Source organism: Bradyrhizobium sp. WCU1 (genome assembly GCF_053474805.1).
In genome coordinates, this window is record NZ_CM130280.1 from 3,802,674 (window position 1) to 3,821,272 (window position 18,599).

Here is an 18,599-nt window from a genome sequence, read left to right on the forward strand (position 1 = left end):
GCCGTAGAAGTACGGCTTGCGCGACGGAGCGCGCGCTTTCGAGCGAAGCGGTGACCGCTCGAATCGAAACCCTAGCCGCTGGTTTCCACACAACTCAGCAGCCCGGCATACTGTGCCTTGACCGCGGCGTAGCATTCGCACGCGGTCCTGATCAGGCCGTCCGGGTTGGTGATCTCGATGTGGCCGCGGCTGTAGTGAATGAACCTCGCCTGTTGCAAGGTATGCGCGACCAGCGACACGCTGTTGCGGCGCGCGCCGATCATCTGTGCCATCGCCTCCTGTGTCAGGATGATCTTGTTGCTGCCCGAGAGATCGCGCATGTGCAGCAGGCATCGCGCCAGCCGCGACTCCACGGTATGCGCGGCGTTGCAGCCCGCCGTCTGCTGGATCTGGGCATAGACGGCGAGCCCGTGCCGGAGCAGCATGGTACGAAGCGTCGGGCTCTGGCCGGCAGCCGCGCGGAACGGTTCGAGCTCGACCGTTGAGGCGCGGCCGGGCACCAGCACCGTGGCATTGTTCAAGACACGGCTCTCGACGAGCGGAGCAAATGCGCCAAAGATGCTGTCGCGGCCGACCATTGCGACCTGGACGCGCTCGCCCCGTGCCAGCTTGACCACCAGCGAGATCACGCCCTTGTGCGGCATGTAAGTCCGCGTGAGCATCTCGTCGGTCTCGGTCAGGACCGAATCGGCTGCAAGGTCGACCGTCCGCAGATGCGGCCGGATCAGGTCAAAGTCGCTCGCCGACAGCGAGGACAGGAAGCCGTTAGGCGATCGCGGAACCGTATCCAAAGCAACCTCCTGCCTGCCGGCAAAGTTTGTCTCTGGGCACCAATGGCCGATGCCTGTGGCCTGTCGTTCATGCAACTTATTCGGGCGTGACTGGGTTCCAATGGAAGCACGTCCTGGTTCCAATAGATACACCTATCGCAGAACACGCGCGTTTGTGTTCCGTTCAGTCTTCCGGCCCGATCAACTGTGTGGTGTGCGCCTTGACCGTGGCATAGCATTCACACGCCGCCTTCCGTAGGCCGTCGATATCGGTGATTTCGATATGGCCGCGGCTGTAACGCAGGATGCCGGCCTGCTGAAACCCGTGTGCGACGATCGAGACCGCATTGCGCCGGACGCCGATCATCTGCGCCAGCATCTCCTGGGTCAGCGGCAACGCCTCGCTGCCGCACAGGTCGCGTGCGCGCAGCAGCCAGCGTGACAGCCGCGCCTCCACCGGATGCGAGACGTTGCAGGCGACGGATTGTTGCGTCTGCGCCATCAGCGCCTGCTCATAGAGCGCAACCAGGGTGCGGAATTCTGCACTGCGATTGGCTGCCTCACGGAAATCCTCCGCCCGCATCACCGATGCCGTGCCCGGCACGACGACAATGGCGTCGGCGAGCGGCGGCCGCTCGTGCAGGGCGGCGGATGCACCGACGATACCGTCACGACCGATGGTTGCAATCTCAACCGATTGCCCGTCGGACAGATTGACCATCATCGAGACCACGCCGGCGTGCGGAAAATAAACCCGCTGCACCGGCGCGCCGGCATCGGCCAGCGCCGTCTCCTTGGTCAATTCGACGGTTTCCAGAAGAGGATGAAGTTGCGCGTATTCCGCGGAGGGAAGTGCTTGCAACAGACGATTGGGCGGGCGCGTTACCGCGGACATTGGAGCTCCTGCCGAGGGCGGGAGCACTACAGTCTCGCATCACCTACTCTTGGCGTGTTGAGTGCGACCATAGCTTGCCTGTCCAATAGCACAAGGGTTGTAGTGCGAACCTTATACCCTCTAGGGGGCAGACGGTCGGCATCACGCCGGTCCGTGCGGCGATCGAAGCGATTCGTACGACACGCAATCCGGCCGGTACGGTTGCGACATTGTCTCGCATTTATTGATTTCCATTAACTCTGATGCAGACCAGGCGCGTGTCTTCGACGATTGCAATTCCGGGTTTCGAAGCCGCCAGCCGGCAGCGTGAGCATGCGGCAAGTCCTGCAAATGCGGAGACAAATTCACCGTCACGTCGTCGATCCGACGACGGACAAAGTCGGCTGGGCCGCGCGTCTGCGCGGCGGCCGTAGAATTACCGGCAAGGGCCGTTCTGGGTATTTGTACGGAGCAGCCCTTTAACGAACGGGTAGCGCGGACGGACCAGTGTGGCACCGGTCGCCGTGCGAAATTTACGGCGTCGCGTCAATCGTGTTCATCCAGAAGGGTACCAGTATGTCCGGCATCGTCCTTTCGTCATCGGTCCGTCAGAACCTGCTTTCGCTGCAGTCGACGGCCGATCTGCTCGCCACCACGCAGAACCGCTTGTCCACCGGCAAGAAGGTCAACACTGCGCTCGACAACCCGACCAACTTCTTCACGGCGCAGTCGCTCGACAACCGCGCCAGCGACATCAACAATCTGCTGGACGGCATCGGCAACGGCGTGCAGGTGCTGCAGGCCGCCAACACTGGCATCACCTCGCTGCAGAAGCTCGTCGACAGCGCCAAGTCGGTCGCCAACCAGGCCCTGCAGGCTGCCGTCGGCTATTCGCAGAAATCGCAGGTGACGACCGCCACGATCACCGGTGCCACCGCCGCCGATATCCGCGGCACCGCGACCTACAGCAACGCCATTCTCGCCGGCACGGTCGTCAACAATAACCTCACGACGCCGGCGCCGATCACGGCCGCCACCAAGCTCGTCAGCGCGGCCAACTCCGATACGCTGGCGGCGACCCCGACCGGAACGATCAGCGTCAATGGCAAGTCGATCACGTTCTCGACCTCGCAGACCACCTCGACGACCGATGCGTCCGGCAACGTGACCCTCGGCACCGGCACCGGCAGCAACCTGACGGTCGGCGACCTGCTCACCGCGATCGACGGCATCACGGGCGCGGCCACCGCCTCCACCGTGTCGGCCGGCGCGCTCCAGATCAGCACTGGCATCAACCAGGATCTCAACATCTCCGGTTCGGGGCTGGCCGCCTTTGGTCTTACGGCCACCACCAAGGCCCGCACCGTGGCAACGCCGTCACCGCTCGATGGCCTGACGCTGACGATCAACCCGACCGGCAACGGCACCGCCACCAACATCACGTTTGGCAGCGGCGCCGGCCAGGTGAAGTCCCTCAACGATCTGAACACCGCGCTGGCAGCCAATAACCTGCAGGCCTCGCTCAGCGCGGGCGGTGCGCTCACCATCAGCACCACCAACGATGCTGCTTCGTCGACGATCGGCACGATCGGTGGCACGGCAGCCGGTTCAGGCAAGCTGTTCAACGGTCTGACGGGCAGCGCCCCGGTGCAGGATCCGAACGGGCTGGCGAACCGCGCCAACCTGGTCAGCCAGTACAACAACATCCTGGACCAGATCACCACGACCGCCCAGGATGCCTCGTACAACGGCATCAACCTGCTCAACGGCGATCAGCTCAAGCTGACCTTCAACGAGACGGGCACCTCGACGCTGAAGATCCAGGGCGTGACCTTCAACGCCTCCGGCCTCAACCTCACCAAGTTGACCGCCGGCACGGACTTCATCGACAACGCTTCGGCCAACGCCACGCTGAAGACGCTGAACAGCGCGAGCGGCCTGCTGCGCACCCAGGCTTCGACCCTCGGTTCGAACCTGTCGATCGTGCAGATCCGCCAGGACTTCTCGAAGAACCTGATCAACGTGCTGCAGACCGGTTCGTCCAACCTGACGCTGGCCGACACCAACGAGGAAGCGGCCAACAGCCAGGCGCTGTCGACCCGCCAGTCGATCGCGGTGTCCGCGCTGGCGCTGGCCAACCAGTCGCAGCAGAGCGTGCTGCAGCTGCTCCGCTAAGCGTAGCCGCAACAGACAACTGATATCGAGGCGGCGGGGGCAACCCCGCCGCCTTTGCTTTGCGCGTGATCGACCGGTCCGCGGACTTCAACCAAAGGGCGATCGGGCTTTGATGCAGGCCGATGCCGTGGCGCGAGTGTTTCGCTCGGCTTAGCGGCTCTGCGATTCCATTTGATTCAAATTGCGACGACCGGTGGAACGGCCTCTTTCCCGTTCGGGTGGTAAGGCCTGCCCGTGCGAGACCGGCCGTGACGTTGCGATGCATCGCGGGACTCCTCGTCCGTATTTGCACGGACGGCAAAATTAACGTCGCTGTGAAGCCCGCCAAGTTATCGATGCGATGCGAGCGTTCCGCAGCACCTTGAGGGGGCCTATCCATGGACGATCTGTTGCGCGAGTTCCTGACGGAGAGCAGCGAGAGCCTGGATACGGTCGACAACCAGCTGGTGCAGTTCGAGCAGGATCCGAACAACGCGAAGATCCTGGACAACATTTTCCGCCTTGTGCACACGATCAAGGGGACCTGCGGCTTCCTCGGGCTGCCGCGGCTGGAAGCGCTGGCGCATGCCGGCGAGACCCTGATGGGCAAATTCCGCGACGGCATGCCGGTGAGAGCGGAAGCGGTGACGCTGATCCTGTCCTCGATCGACCGCATCAAGGAGATATTGGCCGGCCTCGAGGCGACCGAGGCCGAGCCCGAAGGCAACGACCGCGATCTGATCGATCAGTTGGAAGCGATGGTCGAGCGCGGCATGGCGGCAATGGCCGCCGGTGATGCCGCTGCCGAAGAAGATGTGCCGGTGGTCGAAGCGCCGTCGGTGCAGGCGGATATGGCCGAAGGCACGCTGGTGGTGCAGACGCTGGAGCGCCCCTTGCGTCCGGGCGAGGTCTCGCTCGACGAGCTCGAGCGCGCCTTCCGCGAGACCGAGACCGAAGTGGCCGCACCTGCGCCGGCGCCTGCCGCGAAGGTCGTTGCCGCAGCCCCCGCCGCCGAGCCGGCTGAAGCTGCGAAGAAGCCGGCGCGCAAGGCCGCCGCCGAAGACGTCCAGGAAGGCGACAAGATCGCCAACCAGTCGATCCGGGTCAACGTCGACACCCTCGAACACCTGATGACCATGGTCTCCGAGCTGGTCTTGACCCGCAACCAGCTCTTGGAGATCTCGCGCCGCAACGAGGACACCGAGTTCAAGGTGCCGTTGCAGCGGCTCTCCAACGTCACTGCCGAGCTGCAGGAAGGCGTCATGAAGACGCGGATGCAGCCGATCGGCAATGCCTGGCAGAAGCTGCCGCGCATCGTCCGCGACCTCTCCGGCGAACTCGGCAAGCAGATCGAGCTCGAGATGCACGGCGCCGACACCGAGCTCGACCGCCAGGTGCTCGACCTGATCAAGGATCCGCTGACGCACATGGTGCGCAACTCCGCCGATCACGGGCTGGAGACCACCGCCGAGCGCCTCGCCGCCGGCAAGCCGGAGCAGGGCACCATCCGCCTCAGTGCCTATCACGAAGGCGGCCACATCATCATCTGCATCGCCGACAATGGCCGCGGGCTCAACACCGAGCGGATCAAGGCCAAGGCGCTCCAGAACGGTCTCGTCACCGAGGCTGAACTGGAGAAGATGACCGAGGCCCAGATCCACAAGTTCATCTTCGCGCCGGGCTTCTCGACCGCGGCGCAGGTGACCTCGGTGTCCGGCCGCGGCGTCGGCATGGACGTGGTGCGAACCAATATCGACCAGATCGGCGGCACCATCGACATCAAGAGCGTGGCCGGCGAGGGCGCCAGTGTCACCATCAAGATCCCGCTGACCTTGGCGATCGTCTCCGCCCTGATCGTGGAAGCCGGCGGCGACCGTTTTGCCATTCCGCAACTGTCCGTGGTCGAGCTGGTGCGGGCCCGCGCCAACTCCGAGCACCGCATCGAGCGGATCAAGGACACCGCGGTCTTGCGGCTGCGCAACAAGCTGCTGCCGCTGATCCATCTCAAGAAGCTGCTGAGGATCGACGACGGCGCCACCACCACCAGCGATGCCGAGAACGGCTTCATCGTGGTGACGCAGGTCGGCAGCCAGACCTTCGGCATCGTGGTCGACGGCGTGTTCCACACCGAGGAGATCGTGGTCAAGCCGATGTCCACAAAACTGCGGCACATCGACATGTTCTCCGGCAACACCATTTTGGGCGATGGCGCCGTGATCATGATCATCGACCCCAACGGCATCGCGAAAGCCTTGGGCGCCTCCGGCTCCTCGGCCCATGACATGGCCGACGACAATGCGAGCGCCCATGCCGCGAGCGGCGAGCAGCTGACCTCGCTGTTGGTGTTCCGCGCCGGCTCCTCGCAGCCCAAGGCGGTGCCGCTCGGCCTCGTCACGCGGCTGGAGGAGATCGCAACCGACAAGATCGAGCTCTCGAACGGCCGCTACATGGTGCAGTACCGCGAGCAGCTGATGCCGCTGGTGCAGATGGCCGGCGTCGAGGTGCAGGCGCAGGGGTCGCAGCCGATCCTGGTGTTCGCCGACGACGGCCGCTCGATGGGGCTCGTGGTCGACGAGATCATCGACATCGTCGAGGAAAAGCTCAACATCGAGGTCGCGGGCAGCCAGGACGGCATTCTGGGCTCGGCCGTGATCAAGGGCCAGGCCACCGAGGTGATCGACGTCGGCCACTTCCTGCCGATGGCGTTCGCCGACTGGTTCTCGCGCAAGGAGATGCGTCCGTCGGCCAGCGCGCAGTCGGTGCTGCTGGTCGACGACAGCGCATTCTTCCGCAACATGCTGGCGCCGGTGCTGAAGGCTGCCGGCTACAAGGTGCGGACCGCGGGCGGCGCGCAGGAGGGACTCGCCGCACTGCGCTCGGGGCAGGCCTTCGACGTCGTGCTGACCGACATCGAGATGCCCGAGATGAACGGCTTCGAGTTCGCCGAGAACATCCGGTCTGACCACAATCTGAACCAGCTGCCGATCATCGCGCTGTCGGCGATGGTGTCGCCGGCGGCAATCGAGCGCGGCCGGCAAGCCGGCTTCCACGACTATGTCGCCAAGTTCGACCGTCCCGGGCTGATCGCGGCGCTGAAAGAGCAGACCGCAGAGTTGCGGCGCGCCGCTTGAAGGAAACAGCATTGATGACCAAGACCGAGACCAGTGAAGGCGCGATGGCCGAGTACGTCACCGCTGTGATCGGCGGGCAGCTGTTCGGGCTGCCGATCTCGCGGGTGCAGGATGTGTTCATGCCGGAGCGGCTGACGCGGGTGCCGCTGGCCTCCAGCGAGATCGCCGGCGTGCTCAATTTGCGCGGCCGCATCGTCACCGTGGTCGACATGCGCGCCCGGCTCGGGCTGCCGAAGGCCGACGACGGCAAGCCGATGGCGGTCGGCGTCGACCAGCGCGGCGAATCCTATGGCCTCCTGATCGACCAGATCGGCGAGGTGCTGCGGCTGCCCGACGACAGCCGAGAGGACAACCCGGTCAATCTCGATCCCCGCATGGCCAAGCTCGCCGGCGGCGTCCATCGCCTCGACGGCCAGCTCATGGTCGTACTCGATGTCGATCGCGTGCTTGAACTGGTGCCCAGAACAGCTGCTGCAGCGTAACGCTCCGCCGCGGAGACGGCGGATTCTACAAGGAGGCCAACACATGAAGACATGTCTTGTCGTCGATGATTCCGGAGTGGTGCGAAAGATCGCGCGCCGTATCCTCGAAGGAATGGAGTTCACCGTCGTCGAGGCGGAGGACGGCGCGGTCGCGCTCGAGGCCTGCAAGCAGGCGATGCCGGACGCGGTGCTGCTCGACTGGAACATGCCCGTGATGGACGGCTTCGAGTTCCTCGTGCAGCTCCGCCGCATGGCGGGCGGTGACGTGCCGAAAGTGGTGTTCTGCACCACCGAGAACGGCATCGACCATATCTCGCGGGCGCTGCATGCCGGCGCCAACGAATACATCATGAAGCCGTTCGACAAGGACATCGTGATCGCGAAATTCCAGGAAGTGGGTCTGCTGGCGCTCGATGCGTCCGCCGAAGCCTGACACCCAGTTTCACCCTTTGCCTTTGCGAGGCTCCCGTGACGCCCCCCGACTATGAGTATCTGCGTAAGCTCCTGAAGGACCATTCCGGTCTCGATCTGTCCGCGGACAAGCAATATCTGATCGAGAGCCGCCTGCTGCCGCTGGCGCGCAAATGCGGCCTGTCCGGCATCCCCGACCTGGTCGCCAAGATCAAGGCCGGCTCGTCGACCCACACCGTCCAGGTGGTCGAGGCCATGACCACCAACGAAACGTTCTTCTTCCGCGACAAGGTGCCGTTCGACCATTTCCGCGACACCATCATGCCCGATATATTGAAGGCGCGGGCTGCGCGCCGCAGCGTCCGGATCTGGTGCGCCGCCGGCTCGACCGGCCAGGAACCCTATTCGCTGGCGATGTGCCTCAAGGAGATGGGCGCGGCGCTGGCCGGATGGCGGGTCGAGATCGTCGCGACCGATCTGTCGCAGGAGGTGCTGGAGAAGTCGAAGGCCGGCATCTACAGCCAGTTCGAGGTACAACGCGGGCTGCCGATTCAACTGCTGGTCAAGTATTTCAAGCAGTCGGGTGAATTCTGGCAGGTCAGTCCCGAGTTGCGCGCGATGGTGCAGCACCGTCAGCTCAATCTGCTGCACGATTTCTCCCAGCTCGGCACCTTCGACGTGATCTTCTGCCGCAACGTGCTGATCTATTTCGACCAGGACACCAAGATCAACATCTTCAACCGTCTCGCCCGGTTGATGGAGGCCGACGGCTTCCTGGTGCTCGGCGCCGCTGAAACCGTGGTCGGCCTGACCGACACGTTCAAGCCGCTTCCCGAGCGGCGTGGCCTGTACCGGCCGAGCGGAGTGCGGGCGCCGCTTGCGATGCCGCGGCCTGCCATGGCGGTCGGATACTGAACGATGACGGACGACGGCAAATCCATCGAGCGGGTCACCTTCAGCCGGGGCGTCGATGTCTGCATCATGGCCATCGACGGCACCTGGCGGCGCGACTGTCAGCTCAACGCCATCTCCGACAATGACGCGGCATTGACCGTCGAAGGTTCCATTCAGGGGCTCAACCTGAAGGAGTTCTTCCTGCTGCTGTCCTCGACCGGGCTCGCCTATCGCCGCTGCGAACTGGTCCGCGTCAACGGCACCGAGATGGACATCAGCTTCCTCAAGGGCAAGCCGAGCAAGCGGCGCTCAGGCGCCGACGACGAGCGGGTCAGGGCCTGATAGCAGGAAGGCTTGCCCCGGCTGGTTAGGGCAACGTCGGCCGCCAATCCGAACCTGGAACGGGTCGTTGCCTCGAGAGTTGGGGCTCGCAGGCACAATCTGCATGATGTCGCCGAACTCGGCGCTGGCCGGTCCGGCTGGTCAGTTCAGGAAACGCGCCGGGGCGTCTGGCTCGCGCAGCCGATCGAGCGCCATGCCGAGGCCGGTGTCGCAGGCCTTCAGGGCCGTGGAGGCCGCCGCGTAGCGCGGGGTGACGTCGTCGAGCACGAAGACATTGGCGGCGGCGTCCTGCTCGGCCAGAAATGCCTCCCGGGCGATCGCCGCCTCGATCAGCCGCAGGCTCGCCTGGACATGGCCGATCAGCGCGACCAGGTCCGTCACGATCAGGCGGTAGGGATCGCTGTCCTCGTCCAGGCACACCGCAACGCTGTCCGCCGCTGCATTTTCCATGCATGTTTCTCCACTGCCGTCACTTTTAGGGACTGTGGTGCTACTTGTGCGTTAAGCGGACGTCCCGTACAAATACTGGTCCATTGATCGAGATGGTCGAGTTAGGTCTTGTGCAGTCTGGGCGGCACATTTCACCACTGATGGACGATGCATATGGTTGAGAATGGCGCTCCTCGCGGGGAAATTTTCGTAGTCGACGACGACCCCGCCGTTCGTGAGACGCTTTCCGTGGTCCTGTCGACCGCCGGTTACAAGGTGATCTGCTTTGCGGACGGCGCCGCGCTGCTCGCGGTGGCGCGCAGCAGGACGCCGGCCTGCATCCTGCTCGACGTGCATATCCCCGGCAAATCCGGCCTCGATATCCTGCGGGAGTTGCACGGCGAGGATTATCCGGCGCCGATCTTCATGATCTCGGGCCAGGGCGACATCGCGATGGCGGTCAGCGCCATCAAGAACGGCGCGCTCGACTTCATCGAGAAACCGTTCCGCGGCAACGAGATCGTCAGCCGCCTGAATGAGGCGATCGACGCCTATACGAGGCGCCAGGCCGAGACTTCGGCGTCGCGCATCGCGACGCTGCATTTCCCGGGGCGGGAGCCGCTGACCCGCCGCGAACGCGAGGTGCTCGAGCAATTCACGGCGGGCGCCTCCAACAAGGAGGCCGGGCGCCACCTCGGGATCAGCCCGCGCACGATCGAGGATCACCGCGCCAACATCATGAAGAAGCTCGGTGCGCGCAATGCCGCCGATCTGGTCCGCATCGTGATGACGGCGCAGCAGAAGTAAGCCGAGGCTGGTCAAGGCCGGCCTACGCTCCGGCTTCCGCGCTGCGGAGGCTGCGCGGTGCACGCCCGGCGAACGGCACGTCTGCGCCGGGCGCGGGACGACATGTCAGGAAATCCTGTATATGCGTGGCGCAGGGCATACGCGCCGGGGGCCGCGCGCGTGCGAGCAACGTCGAGACCCCGCAATATCGAAGTACATGGCGATGACGACAAAGAACAAGACTCCCGATCAATTGCGCAGCGCGCGCTGGTTTGCGCCCGACGACCTGCGCGCCTTCGGCCACAGATCGCGCGCGATGCAGATGGGCTACGCGCCGGAGGAGTGGCGCGACCGGCCGGTGATCGCGATCATCAACACCTGGTCGGATGCGCAGCCCTGCCACATGCACTTCAAGAGCCGGGTCGACGACGTCAAGCGCGGCGTGCTGATGGCCGGCGGCTTTCCGCTCGAGCTGCCGGCGCTGTCGCTGTCGGAATCGCTGCTGAAGCCGACCACGATGCTCTACCGCAACATGCTGGCGATGGATGCCGAGGAATTGCTGCGTGGCCATCCGGTCGACGGTGTGGTGCTGATGGGCGGCTGCGACAAGACCACGCCCGGCCTGCTGCTCGGGGCCACCAGCATGAATCTGCCGGCGATCTACCTGCCGGCCGGTCCGATGCTGCGCGGCAATTGGAAGGGCAAGACGCTGGGCTCCGGCTCGGATGCCTGGAAATATTGGGACGAGCGCCGCGCCGGAAAAATCTCCGACAAGGACTGGGTCGACATGGAAGCGGGCATCGCCCGCAGCTACGGCACCTGCATGACGATGGGCACGGCGTCGACGATGACCGCGATCGCCGAAGCCATCGGCATGACATTGCCCGGCGCTTCGTCGATCCCCGCGGCCGATGCCAACCATATCCGCATGAGCTCGGAGGCTGGCCGCCGCATCGTCGAGATGGTGTGGGAGGATCTGACCCCGCAGCAGATCCAGACCCGAAAAGCCTTCGAGAACGCGATCGCGGTCGCGATGGCGATGGGCTGCTCGACCAATGCGATCATCCACCTGATTGCGCAGGCGCGCCGCGCCGGCCAGGACATCTCGCTCGATGATTTCGAGATCGCGAGCCGCAAGGTGCCGGTCATCGCCAACGTGCGGCCGAGCGGCGACCTCTATCTGATGGAAGATTTCTTCTACGCCGGCGGGTTGCCCGGCCTGATGAACCGCATCAGGCCGCATCTGCATCTCGATTGCATCACCGTCACGGGCAGGACGCTCGGCGAGAACATCGCGGGCGCCGAAGTCCACAATGACGACGTCATCCGCACCGTCGACAACCCGATCTACAGGGAAGGCGCGCTGGCCGTGCTGAAGGGCAATCTCGCGCCCGACGGCTGCGTGATCAAGCCGTCAGCCTGCGATCCGCGCTTCCTCAAGCACACCGGGCCTGCGCTGGTGTTCGACGATTATCCGTCGATGAAGAAGGCAGTCGACGATCCCGATCTCGACGTCACCGCCGATCATGTGCTGATCCTGCGCAATGCCGGCCCGCAGGGCGGCCCGGGCATGCCGGAATGGGGTATGCTGCCGATCCCGACCAAGCTCGTGAAGCAGGGCGTGCGCGACATGGTGCGGCTGTCGGATGCGCGGATGAGCGGCACCAGCTACGGCGCCTGCATCCTGCACGTCTCGCCGGAATCCTTTATCGGCGGCCCGCTGGCGCTGGTTCGGAACGGCGACCGCATCACGCTCGACGTCGCCGCGCGCACCATCGATCTCGATGTGCCGGAGGCGGAATTGGTGAAGCGCCGTGCCGAATGGAAGCAGCCCGAAAAGCGCTTCGAGCGCGGCTATGGCTGGATGTTCTCGAAGCACATCAAGCAGGCCAATGAAGGCTGCGACTTCGATTTCCTCGAGACCGGTTTCGGCAAGCCGGTGGGCGAGCCGTCGATTTACTAGTCCCTGTCATTCCGGGGCGCGCGAAGCGCGAGCCCGGAATCCATTTCTCCTCAAGCTATGCGGCCTGATGGATTCCGGGCCTGGCCCTGCGGGCCATCCCGGAATGACGAAAGAAGAGAGAGCAACGTAGCCATGCCCAAACTCAGCGACACCACCCGCAACAAGCTGAAATCCGTCTCCACCGCCACCGTTGCCACCGCGCTGTTCAAGCGCGGCTTCCGCATCCAGATGATCCAGGATGTGCATCCCCTGAGCGCGGATCAGCCGACCATGGTCGGCGAGGCCTTCACGCTGCGCTACATGCCGGCGCGGGAGGATCTCAACACGATCGAGGTATTCCGCGATCGTGCGCATCCGCAGCGCAAGGCGATCGAGGATTGTCCCGTGGGCGCGGTGCTGGTGATGGACAGCCGCAAGGATGCGCGCGCGGCGTCGGCCGGTGCGATCCTGGTGACGCGGCTGATGAAGCGCGGCTGCGCCGGCGTCGTCACCGACGGCGGCTTCCGCGACTCGGCCGAGATCGCGCGGCTCGGCTTCCCGGCGTTTCATCACCGGCCGAGCGCGCCGACCAATCTCACCTTGCATCAGGCGATCGAGATCAACGTTCCGATCGGCTGCGGCGACGCGCCAGTGTTTCCCGGTGACGTGATTCTCGGTGATAGCGACGGCGTCATCGTGATCCCGGCCCACCTCGCCGACGAGATCGCGGACGAGACCTTCGAGATGACCGCGTTCGAGGATTTCGTCACCGAGCAGGTCCAGAACGGCCGCGGCATCTTCGGTCTTTATCCCGCGACGGACGAGCAGACGCTGCAGGATTTTGCGGTCTGGCGGAAGGCGAAGGGGCGGTAGGTCTCACCCCACATTCCCCGTCGCTGTCGACGAGCGATCGCCGCGCATTCCGCCGTCGTCCCGGCGAAGGCCGGGACCCATAAGCACAGGGAGAAGTTTGGCGAAGACCGGATGTGCCGTGGTACTGCGACTTCCTTGCTCGAAAGATCACGCGGTATGGGTCCTGGCTTTCGCCAGGACGACGATGGGGGGGTAGCCGGGCTAAGGTGCCTTACACCTCCGCCTTCTCAGCCATCCCCACCGCCCACAACGCAAACGCATAGACGATCGCGACTTCGTCGAGGCGGTTGAAGCGGCCGGAGGCGCCGCCGTGGCCGGCGCCCATGTTGGTGCGCAGCAGCACCGGGCCGCCGCCGCGCATCGTGGCGCGCAGCCGGGCGATCCATTTCGCCGGTTCCCAGTAGGTCACGCGCGGATCGGTGAGCCCGCCCATCGCGAGGATCGCCGGATAGTCCTTGGCCGCGACGTTGTCATAGGGCGAATAGGACAGGATGGTGCGGAAATCCTTCGCGCTCTCGATCGGGTTGCCCCATTCCGGCCATTCCGGCGGCGTCAGCGGCAAGGTGTCGTCGAGCATGGTGTTGAGCACGTCGACGAACGGCACTTCGGCGACGATGCCGGCGAACAGCTCGCCGGCGCGGTTGGCGACGGCGCCCATCAACATGCCGCCCGCCGAGCCGCCATGGCCGACGATGCGTTTTTCGCCCGTATATTTCGTCTCGATCAGCGCCCGGCCGGCCGCGGCAAAATCGTCGAACGTGTTGGTCTTCTTCTCGCGCTTGCCGTCGAGATACCAGCCCCAGCCCTTGTCGGCGCCGCCGCGGATATGAGCGATCGCATAGACGAAGCCGCGGTCGACCAGCGACAGCCGGTTGGCCGCGAACGAGGCCGGCATCGCCATGCCGTAGGAGCCGTAGCCATAGAGCAGCAGCGGCGCCTTGCCGTCGCGCACGAAATCCTTGCGATGCAGGATCGACACCGGCACCTGCGCGCCGTCATGCGAGGTCGCCATGATGCGCGTGGTGACGTAGTCAGCCGGGTTGTGGCCGGACGGAATCTCCTGGCGCTTGCGCAAGACACGGGTCCGCGTCGCCATGTCGTAGTCATAGACCTCCGACGGCGTCGTCATCGATGAATAGGCGAAGCGCAGATTCGTGGTCTCGAACTCGTAGCCGCCCATGGTGTCGAGCGAATAAGCCGCCTCATCGAAGGCGATCGCGTGCTCTTCGCCGCTCCTGAGGTCGCGGATGATGATCGCCGGCAGCGCGTTGGCGCGCTCCAAGCGCACCATGTGGCCGGCATAGAGCTCGACGTCGAGCACATAGACGCCCTCGCGATACGGGATCAGGTCGCGCCAGTTGGCACGCGCGGGCGCGGCGAGCGGCGCGGTGACGACCTTGAAGTCGATGGCGTCGTCGGCATTGGTCAGGATGAACAGCTCGTCGCCGCGGTCGGCGATCGAATATTGCACGCCTTCCTCGCGCGCCGCGACGAGGCGCGGCGGCGCGTCGGGATTGGCGAGATCGATCAGCCGCTGCTCCGAGGTCTCGTGGTCGCCCCCGGCGATCACGCAGAAGCGGCCGCTGGCGCTCTCGTGCAGATGGGTGAACCAGCCGGCATCCTGCTCCTCATAGATCAGGATGTCGTCGGCCTGCTTGGTGCCGAGCCTGTGCCGCCACACCTGCATCGGGCGGTGATTGTCGTCGAGCTTGACGTAGAAGAAGCTCTTGGAATCCGCGGCCCAGACCACGCCGCCGTCGGTCTCCTCGACGAGATCGTCGAGATCGCCACCGGTCGCCCAGTCGCGCACGCGGATCGAAAAATACTCCGAACCCTTGGTATCGGCACTCCAGGCGTGCAGGCGGTGGTCATTGGAATGCCGGCTGCTGCCGAACTTGAAATATTTATGGTCCTTCGCCAGCGCGTCGCCGTCCAGCACGACATGCGCCTCGCCGCCGTCGCGCGGCGTGCGGGCGAACAGCTCATGTTGGCCGCCTTCGCGGAATTTCCTGAAATAGGCGAACGGGCCGTCCGGCGACGGCACGCTGGAATCATCCTCCTTGATCCGTCCGCGCATCTCCTTGACCAGTTGCTTCTGCAAGCCGTCGGTATGGCCGAGCAGGCTCTCGGTGTAGCCGTTCTCGGCTTCGAGATAGGTCCTGATATCAGGATCGAGGATCAAGGGATCGCGCAGCACCTCCTGCCATTTCGGATCCTTGATCCACGCATAGTCGTCGGTCACCGTGATGCCGTGGGTGGTGAAGGAATGCGGCCGGCGCGGCGCAACGGGGGGCGATGGCTTGGTCGATTGGGTCACAAGATCCTCATGGTGCGGGGTTCCGCTTTATATCGGGATGAATGTGGCGATTGCCAGATGGTGCGCCCGTCCGCGCGCACGCGGACTGGGCGTCCTACCCGTTCCGCAGCTTCGCGCCCGCATTGCCGCCGGACATCGGGATCTGGTTCACCGCCAGCACCACGGCGAAGGTGATCACCAGCATCGCGATGCCGAGCACCGCGATCGCAGCGAGGTCGCCGCCTTCGTTGAGATCGAAGATCAGGACCGACAGCACCTTGGTCTGTGAGGTGAACAGCACGATCGCGGCCGACAGTTCCCGCATCACGCCGATGAAGATGAAGCACCAGGTCGCGATCACGCCGGTGCGGAGCAAGGGGGCGGTGATCTGGCGCAGCGCCTGCAACCGGGTCGCGCCGAGGATGCGGCTCGCTTCCTCGAGTTCGGGATGGATGGTCGCGAACGCCGCCTGCAATTGCTGGTAGGCCGAAGGCAGATTGATGGTGAGGAACGCCAGCAGCAGGATCCACAGCGTGCCGTAGAGCACGAAGGGCCGCCGCGTGTAGCTCAGGAACAGGCCGACGCCGAGCACGATGCCGGGGACCGCGACCGGCGCGGTGGCGAGGAAGCCGAGCAGGCGGTGGCCGGCGATCACCTTGCGTGTCGTGACATAGGCGATGACGAGCGCCAGGATGGTGCCGATCGTCGCCGTTGCGGTGCCGAGGATCACGGTGTTCTTCAGCGCGAGTTGGGTCGACGACAGCTCGGTGAACACGAAGACGATGTTGTGCAGGGTGGCCGTCGACGGCGTCACCAGCGTGGTCGCGTTCGGCGAGAACGCGGCGTTGAGCAGCGCGAGATAGGGTAGGAAGACTGGATTGAGCAGCACCACGAGGCAGAAGCCGAGTGCAGCCCAGCGCCAGCCGCGCAACTCGACCCGGCGCGGCGCGCCATATTTGCCGCCGATCACCGAATAGCCGCGGCGGCCGAGCAGCGCCTTTTGGCCCTGCAGCAGCAGGATGGTCAGCACCAGCAGCGGCACCGCGGCGGCGGCTGCGAGCTCGAGCTTCGGCGGATACTGGAACAGGCTCCAGATCTTGGTCGTCATGGTGTGGAAGCCGGCCGGCAGCGCCAGGATCGCCGGCGAGCCGAACAGCGTCATCGCCTGCAGGAAGGCGATCAACGCGCCCGCGACGAGCGCCGGCAGCGCGAGCGGGATGGTCACCCGCCGTGCCGTGGTCCAGGCGTTGCCGCCGAGGATCGCGGAGGCGTCTTCCAGTTCGCCCGGCATGGTGTCGAGCGCATTGGCCACCAGCACGAACACGAACGGAAAGGTGTAGCAGGAGATCACGAAGATGATCCCGGTCATCGAATAGATATTGAACAGCGCATCGGCGTCTTCGCCGGCGAACAGCCGATAGAGCTGGTTGAGCAACCCCGAATTCGGCGCCGCCAGCAACTCCCAGGCGACCGCACCGAGGAACGGCGGCGTCACGAACGAGGCCGTCACCAGCGCGCGGATGATCTGCCGCCCCGGCATGTCGGTGCGCGACACCAGCCAGCTGATCGGCGCCGCGACGATGCAGCAGATCACTGCCGATGTCGTGGCGATGATCGCGGTGGTCAGCAGCGGATCGAGGAAGTCGGGATTGCTGAACAGCGTGACGAAATTCGCAAGCGTTGGATGACGGTTCTTGTCGGTGAAGGCGAACACCGCGAGCCACGACAACGGCAGCAGGATCAGCAGGACGAGGAGCGCAGCGAACAGCCACAGCACGGGGCGCGTCCAGTCGATGCGCGGTTTTGCGGAGGGGGAGGTGGTGACGGTTGTCATGTGAAGCCTCTCTCCCGGTCATTCTCGGTGCGCAATTGCGCACCTGGGGGCGCCGCGAAGCGGCGAGCCCGGAATCCATCGGGCCGCAGGCGCAGGTGGAGAAATGGATTCCGGGCTCGCGCTGCGCGCGCCCCGGAATGACGATCGTGAAAGTTACATGGCATCCTCACACCCGAAACAGCCGCGCATAGCGCGTCTTGATCTCTTCGGTCATCGCGTGCGACGCGAATATCCTGCCGAGTGCAAGCGCCGCAGAACTTTTCGGGACTTGGCGTCTGGAGATTTGCTTCCGCATCGCGTCCCTCGGTTTCTTTCTCGTTATCGGCTGAGCGCCCGGCAGCGCTCGGGCGGCAAGTTCAGCCAGACCTCGCGCCCCTTCTCGACCGCGGTCTCGGTCGGCGTGGTCACCCGCAGCGAGGTGCCGTCTGGTGTTTCCACCATGTAGTCGCGGTTCATGCCGAGATAGACCTGCCGCGTCACGATGGCCTTGAGCGTGTTCTGCGTTGCGGCGGGCGGCCGGGTCGAGAGCTGGATCTCATGCTGGCGGATCGCGACCGGCGCACCCTGGCCGGCGGTGAGCCTCGCCCCGACCACTTCCAGTATCGTGCCGCCGAACTCGACATGGGTCGCATCGCGTGCGGTGCCCTTGATCACATTGGCCGCGCCGATGAAGCGCGCGACGAATTCGGATTCCGGCCGCGCGTAGATGTCCTCCGGGCTGCCGAGCTGGTCGATCTTGCCGGCATTCATGACAGCGATGAGGTCGGCGGTCGTCATTGCTTCGGACTGATCGTGGGTGACATAGACCGTGGTGTAGCGATATTCGTCGTGCAGGCGGCGGATCTCGAACCGCATCTCCTCGCGCAGATTGGCGTCGAGATTGGACAAGGGTTCGTCGAGCAGCAGCGTCTCGGGGCCGACGATCAGCGCCCGTGCCAGCGCGACGCGCTGCTGCTGGCCGCCGGACAACTCGCCCGGATAGCGCTGCGCCAGCGGTTCCAGCTTGGTGGTCGCCAGGATCGCGGCGAGTTTCTTCGCGATCGTGTCGCGGTCCATTTTGCGCAAACGGAGGCCATAGACGATGTTCTCGGCCACCGTCATATGCGGCCACAGCGCGTAGCTCTGGAAGATCATCGACATGTTGCGCTGCTCGGGCGGCAGCGTGCGCGCCTTCGACGACACCACGCGGTCGCCGACACGGATCTCGCCGTCGGACGGTTCAAGGAAGCCTGCGATCAGCCGCAGTGTCGTGGTCTTGCCGCAGCCGGACGGCCCGAGCAGGCAGACCAGCCGGCCGTGATCGATCGTGAGGGAGACGTCGTCAACCGCGACAAACGAACCAAACCGCTTGACCAGGCCGCGCAATTCCACCGATGCCAAG

At 64.9% G+C, this 18,599-nt stretch carries 15 protein-coding genes; 9 read left to right on the forward strand and 6 right to left on the reverse strand.

All coding sequences use genetic code 11. From position 1 onward, the window contains the following. Positions 1-71: 71 nt before the first annotated feature. Positions 72-791, reverse strand: a complete 720-nt coding sequence (locus tag ACTUWL_RS17725; protein ID WP_021080967.1) for a Crp/Fnr family transcriptional regulator — start codon at positions 789-791, stop codon at positions 72-74. A 163-nt stretch (positions 792-954) separates the two neighbouring features. After that, positions 955-1,632 (reverse strand): Crp/Fnr family transcriptional regulator, encoded by a 678-nt coding sequence (locus ACTUWL_RS17730; RefSeq protein ID WP_035652625.1) that lies wholly within the window; start codon positions 1,630-1,632, stop codon positions 955-957. Positions 1,633-2,220: 588 nt separating this feature from the next. Between ACTUWL_RS17730 and ACTUWL_RS17735 the strand changes: the two genes are divergently transcribed. The 6 genes from ACTUWL_RS17735 (at position 2,221) to ACTUWL_RS17760 (ending at position 9,058) form a co-directional block, all read left to right on the forward strand. After that, positions 2,221-3,819, forward strand: coding sequence for a flagellin N-terminal helical domain-containing protein (locus ACTUWL_RS17735; RefSeq protein WP_035652629.1), 1,599 nt, complete (start codon positions 2,221-2,223; stop codon positions 3,817-3,819). Between the two features lie 377 nt (positions 3,820-4,196). Further along, positions 4,197-6,929 (forward strand): hybrid sensor histidine kinase/response regulator, encoded by a 2,733-nt coding sequence (locus ACTUWL_RS17740; RefSeq protein ID WP_203368941.1) that lies wholly within the window; start codon positions 4,197-4,199, stop codon positions 6,927-6,929. 14 nt (positions 6,930-6,943) lie between these two features. Next, positions 6,944-7,411, forward strand: a complete 468-nt coding sequence (locus ACTUWL_RS17745) for a chemotaxis protein CheW (protein WP_021081976.1) — start codon at positions 6,944-6,946, stop codon at positions 7,409-7,411. A gap of 43 nt (positions 7,412-7,454) precedes the next feature. Continuing rightward, a complete protein-coding gene (locus ACTUWL_RS17750) occupies positions 7,455-7,844 on the forward strand; it encodes a response regulator (RefSeq protein ID WP_021081975.1) in 390 nt (129 codons plus the stop codon). 35 nt (positions 7,845-7,879) lie between these two features. Further along, positions 7,880-8,737, forward strand: a complete 858-nt coding sequence (locus ACTUWL_RS17755) for a CheR family methyltransferase (RefSeq protein WP_021081974.1) — start codon at positions 7,880-7,882, stop codon at positions 8,735-8,737. A gap of 3 nt (positions 8,738-8,740) precedes the next feature. Beyond that, entirely contained in the window at positions 8,741-9,058 is a 318-nt protein-coding gene (locus ACTUWL_RS17760; protein ID WP_021081973.1) for a hypothetical protein, read from the forward strand. Between the two features lie 141 nt (positions 9,059-9,199). On the opposite strand, the gene ACTUWL_RS17765 is transcribed toward ACTUWL_RS17760, so the two are convergent. Next, positions 9,200-9,508 carry a hypothetical protein gene (locus ACTUWL_RS17765; RefSeq protein ID WP_021081972.1) on the reverse strand — a complete coding sequence of 103 codons (309 nt, stop codon included), beginning with the start codon at positions 9,506-9,508 and terminating at the stop codon, positions 9,200-9,202. A gap of 153 nt (positions 9,509-9,661) precedes the next feature. On the opposite strand from ACTUWL_RS17765, the gene ACTUWL_RS17770 reads away from it, so the two are divergent. From ACTUWL_RS17770 to ACTUWL_RS17780, 3 genes are all read left to right on the forward strand, one after another. Next, positions 9,662-10,294 (forward strand): response regulator transcription factor, encoded by a 633-nt coding sequence (locus tag ACTUWL_RS17770; RefSeq protein WP_021081971.1) that lies wholly within the window; start codon positions 9,662-9,664, stop codon positions 10,292-10,294. A gap of 202 nt (positions 10,295-10,496) precedes the next feature. Next, the gene (gene araD, locus ACTUWL_RS17775) at positions 10,497-12,236 is read left to right on the forward strand and encodes an L-arabinonate dehydratase (protein ID WP_035653373.1); all 1,740 of its coding nucleotides are present in this window, start codon (positions 10,497-10,499) and stop codon (positions 12,234-12,236) included. A gap of 132 nt (positions 12,237-12,368) precedes the next feature. Then, positions 12,369-13,088, forward strand: a complete 720-nt coding sequence (locus ACTUWL_RS17780; protein WP_021081969.1) for a ribonuclease activity regulator RraA — start codon at positions 12,369-12,371, stop codon at positions 13,086-13,088. Positions 13,089-13,299: 211 nt separating this feature from the next. Here ACTUWL_RS17780 and ACTUWL_RS17785 read toward each other — a convergent pair whose 3' ends face one another. From ACTUWL_RS17785 to ACTUWL_RS17795, 3 genes are all read right to left on the reverse strand, one after another. Beyond that, complete coding sequence (locus ACTUWL_RS17785; protein WP_021081968.1) at positions 13,300-15,405, reverse strand: S9 family peptidase; 2,106 nt, start codon at positions 15,403-15,405, stop codon at positions 13,300-13,302. A gap of 94 nt (positions 15,406-15,499) precedes the next feature. Further along, positions 15,500-17,218 (reverse strand): ABC transporter permease, encoded by a 1,719-nt coding sequence (locus tag ACTUWL_RS17790; protein WP_021081967.1) that lies wholly within the window; start codon positions 17,216-17,218, stop codon positions 15,500-15,502. Positions 17,219-17,536: 318 nt separating this feature from the next. Then, complete coding sequence (locus tag ACTUWL_RS17795) at positions 17,537-18,589, reverse strand: ABC transporter ATP-binding protein (RefSeq protein WP_291731308.1); 1,053 nt, start codon at positions 18,587-18,589, stop codon at positions 17,537-17,539. Positions 18,590-18,599: the final 10 nt, after the last annotated feature.

What these genes read in the sequence shown, in the direction of transcription:
- ACTUWL_RS17735 (WP_035652629.1), top strand. Translation starts at nt 2,221, where the DNA reads ATGTCCGGCATCGTCCTTTCGTCATCGGTCCGTCAGAACCTGCTTTCG.
- ACTUWL_RS17740 (WP_203368941.1), top strand. Translation starts at nt 4,197, where the DNA reads ATGGACGATCTGTTGCGCGAGTTCCTGACGGAGAGCAGCGAGAGCCTG.
- ACTUWL_RS17745 (WP_021081976.1), top strand. Translation starts at nt 6,944, where the DNA reads ATGACCAAGACCGAGACCAGTGAAGGCGCGATGGCCGAGTACGTCACC.
- ACTUWL_RS17750 (WP_021081975.1), top strand. Translation starts at nt 7,455, where the DNA reads ATGAAGACATGTCTTGTCGTCGATGATTCCGGAGTGGTGCGAAAGATC.
- ACTUWL_RS17760 (WP_021081973.1), top strand. Translation starts at nt 8,741, where the DNA reads ATGACGGACGACGGCAAATCCATCGAGCGGGTCACCTTCAGCCGGGGC.
- ACTUWL_RS17765 (WP_021081972.1), bottom strand. Translation starts at nt 9,508, where the DNA reads ATGGAAAATGCAGCGGCGGACAGCGTTGCGGTGTGCCTGGACGAGGAC.
- ACTUWL_RS17770 (WP_021081971.1), top strand. Translation starts at nt 9,662, where the DNA reads ATGGTTGAGAATGGCGCTCCTCGCGGGGAAATTTTCGTAGTCGACGAC.
- araD (WP_035653373.1), top strand. Translation starts at nt 10,497, where the DNA reads ATGACGACAAAGAACAAGACTCCCGATCAATTGCGCAGCGCGCGCTGG.
- ACTUWL_RS17780 (WP_021081969.1), top strand. Translation starts at nt 12,369, where the DNA reads ATGCCCAAACTCAGCGACACCACCCGCAACAAGCTGAAATCCGTCTCC.
- ACTUWL_RS17790 (WP_021081967.1), bottom strand. Translation starts at nt 17,218, where the DNA reads ATGACAACCGTCACCACCTCCCCCTCCGCAAAACCGCGCATCGACTGG.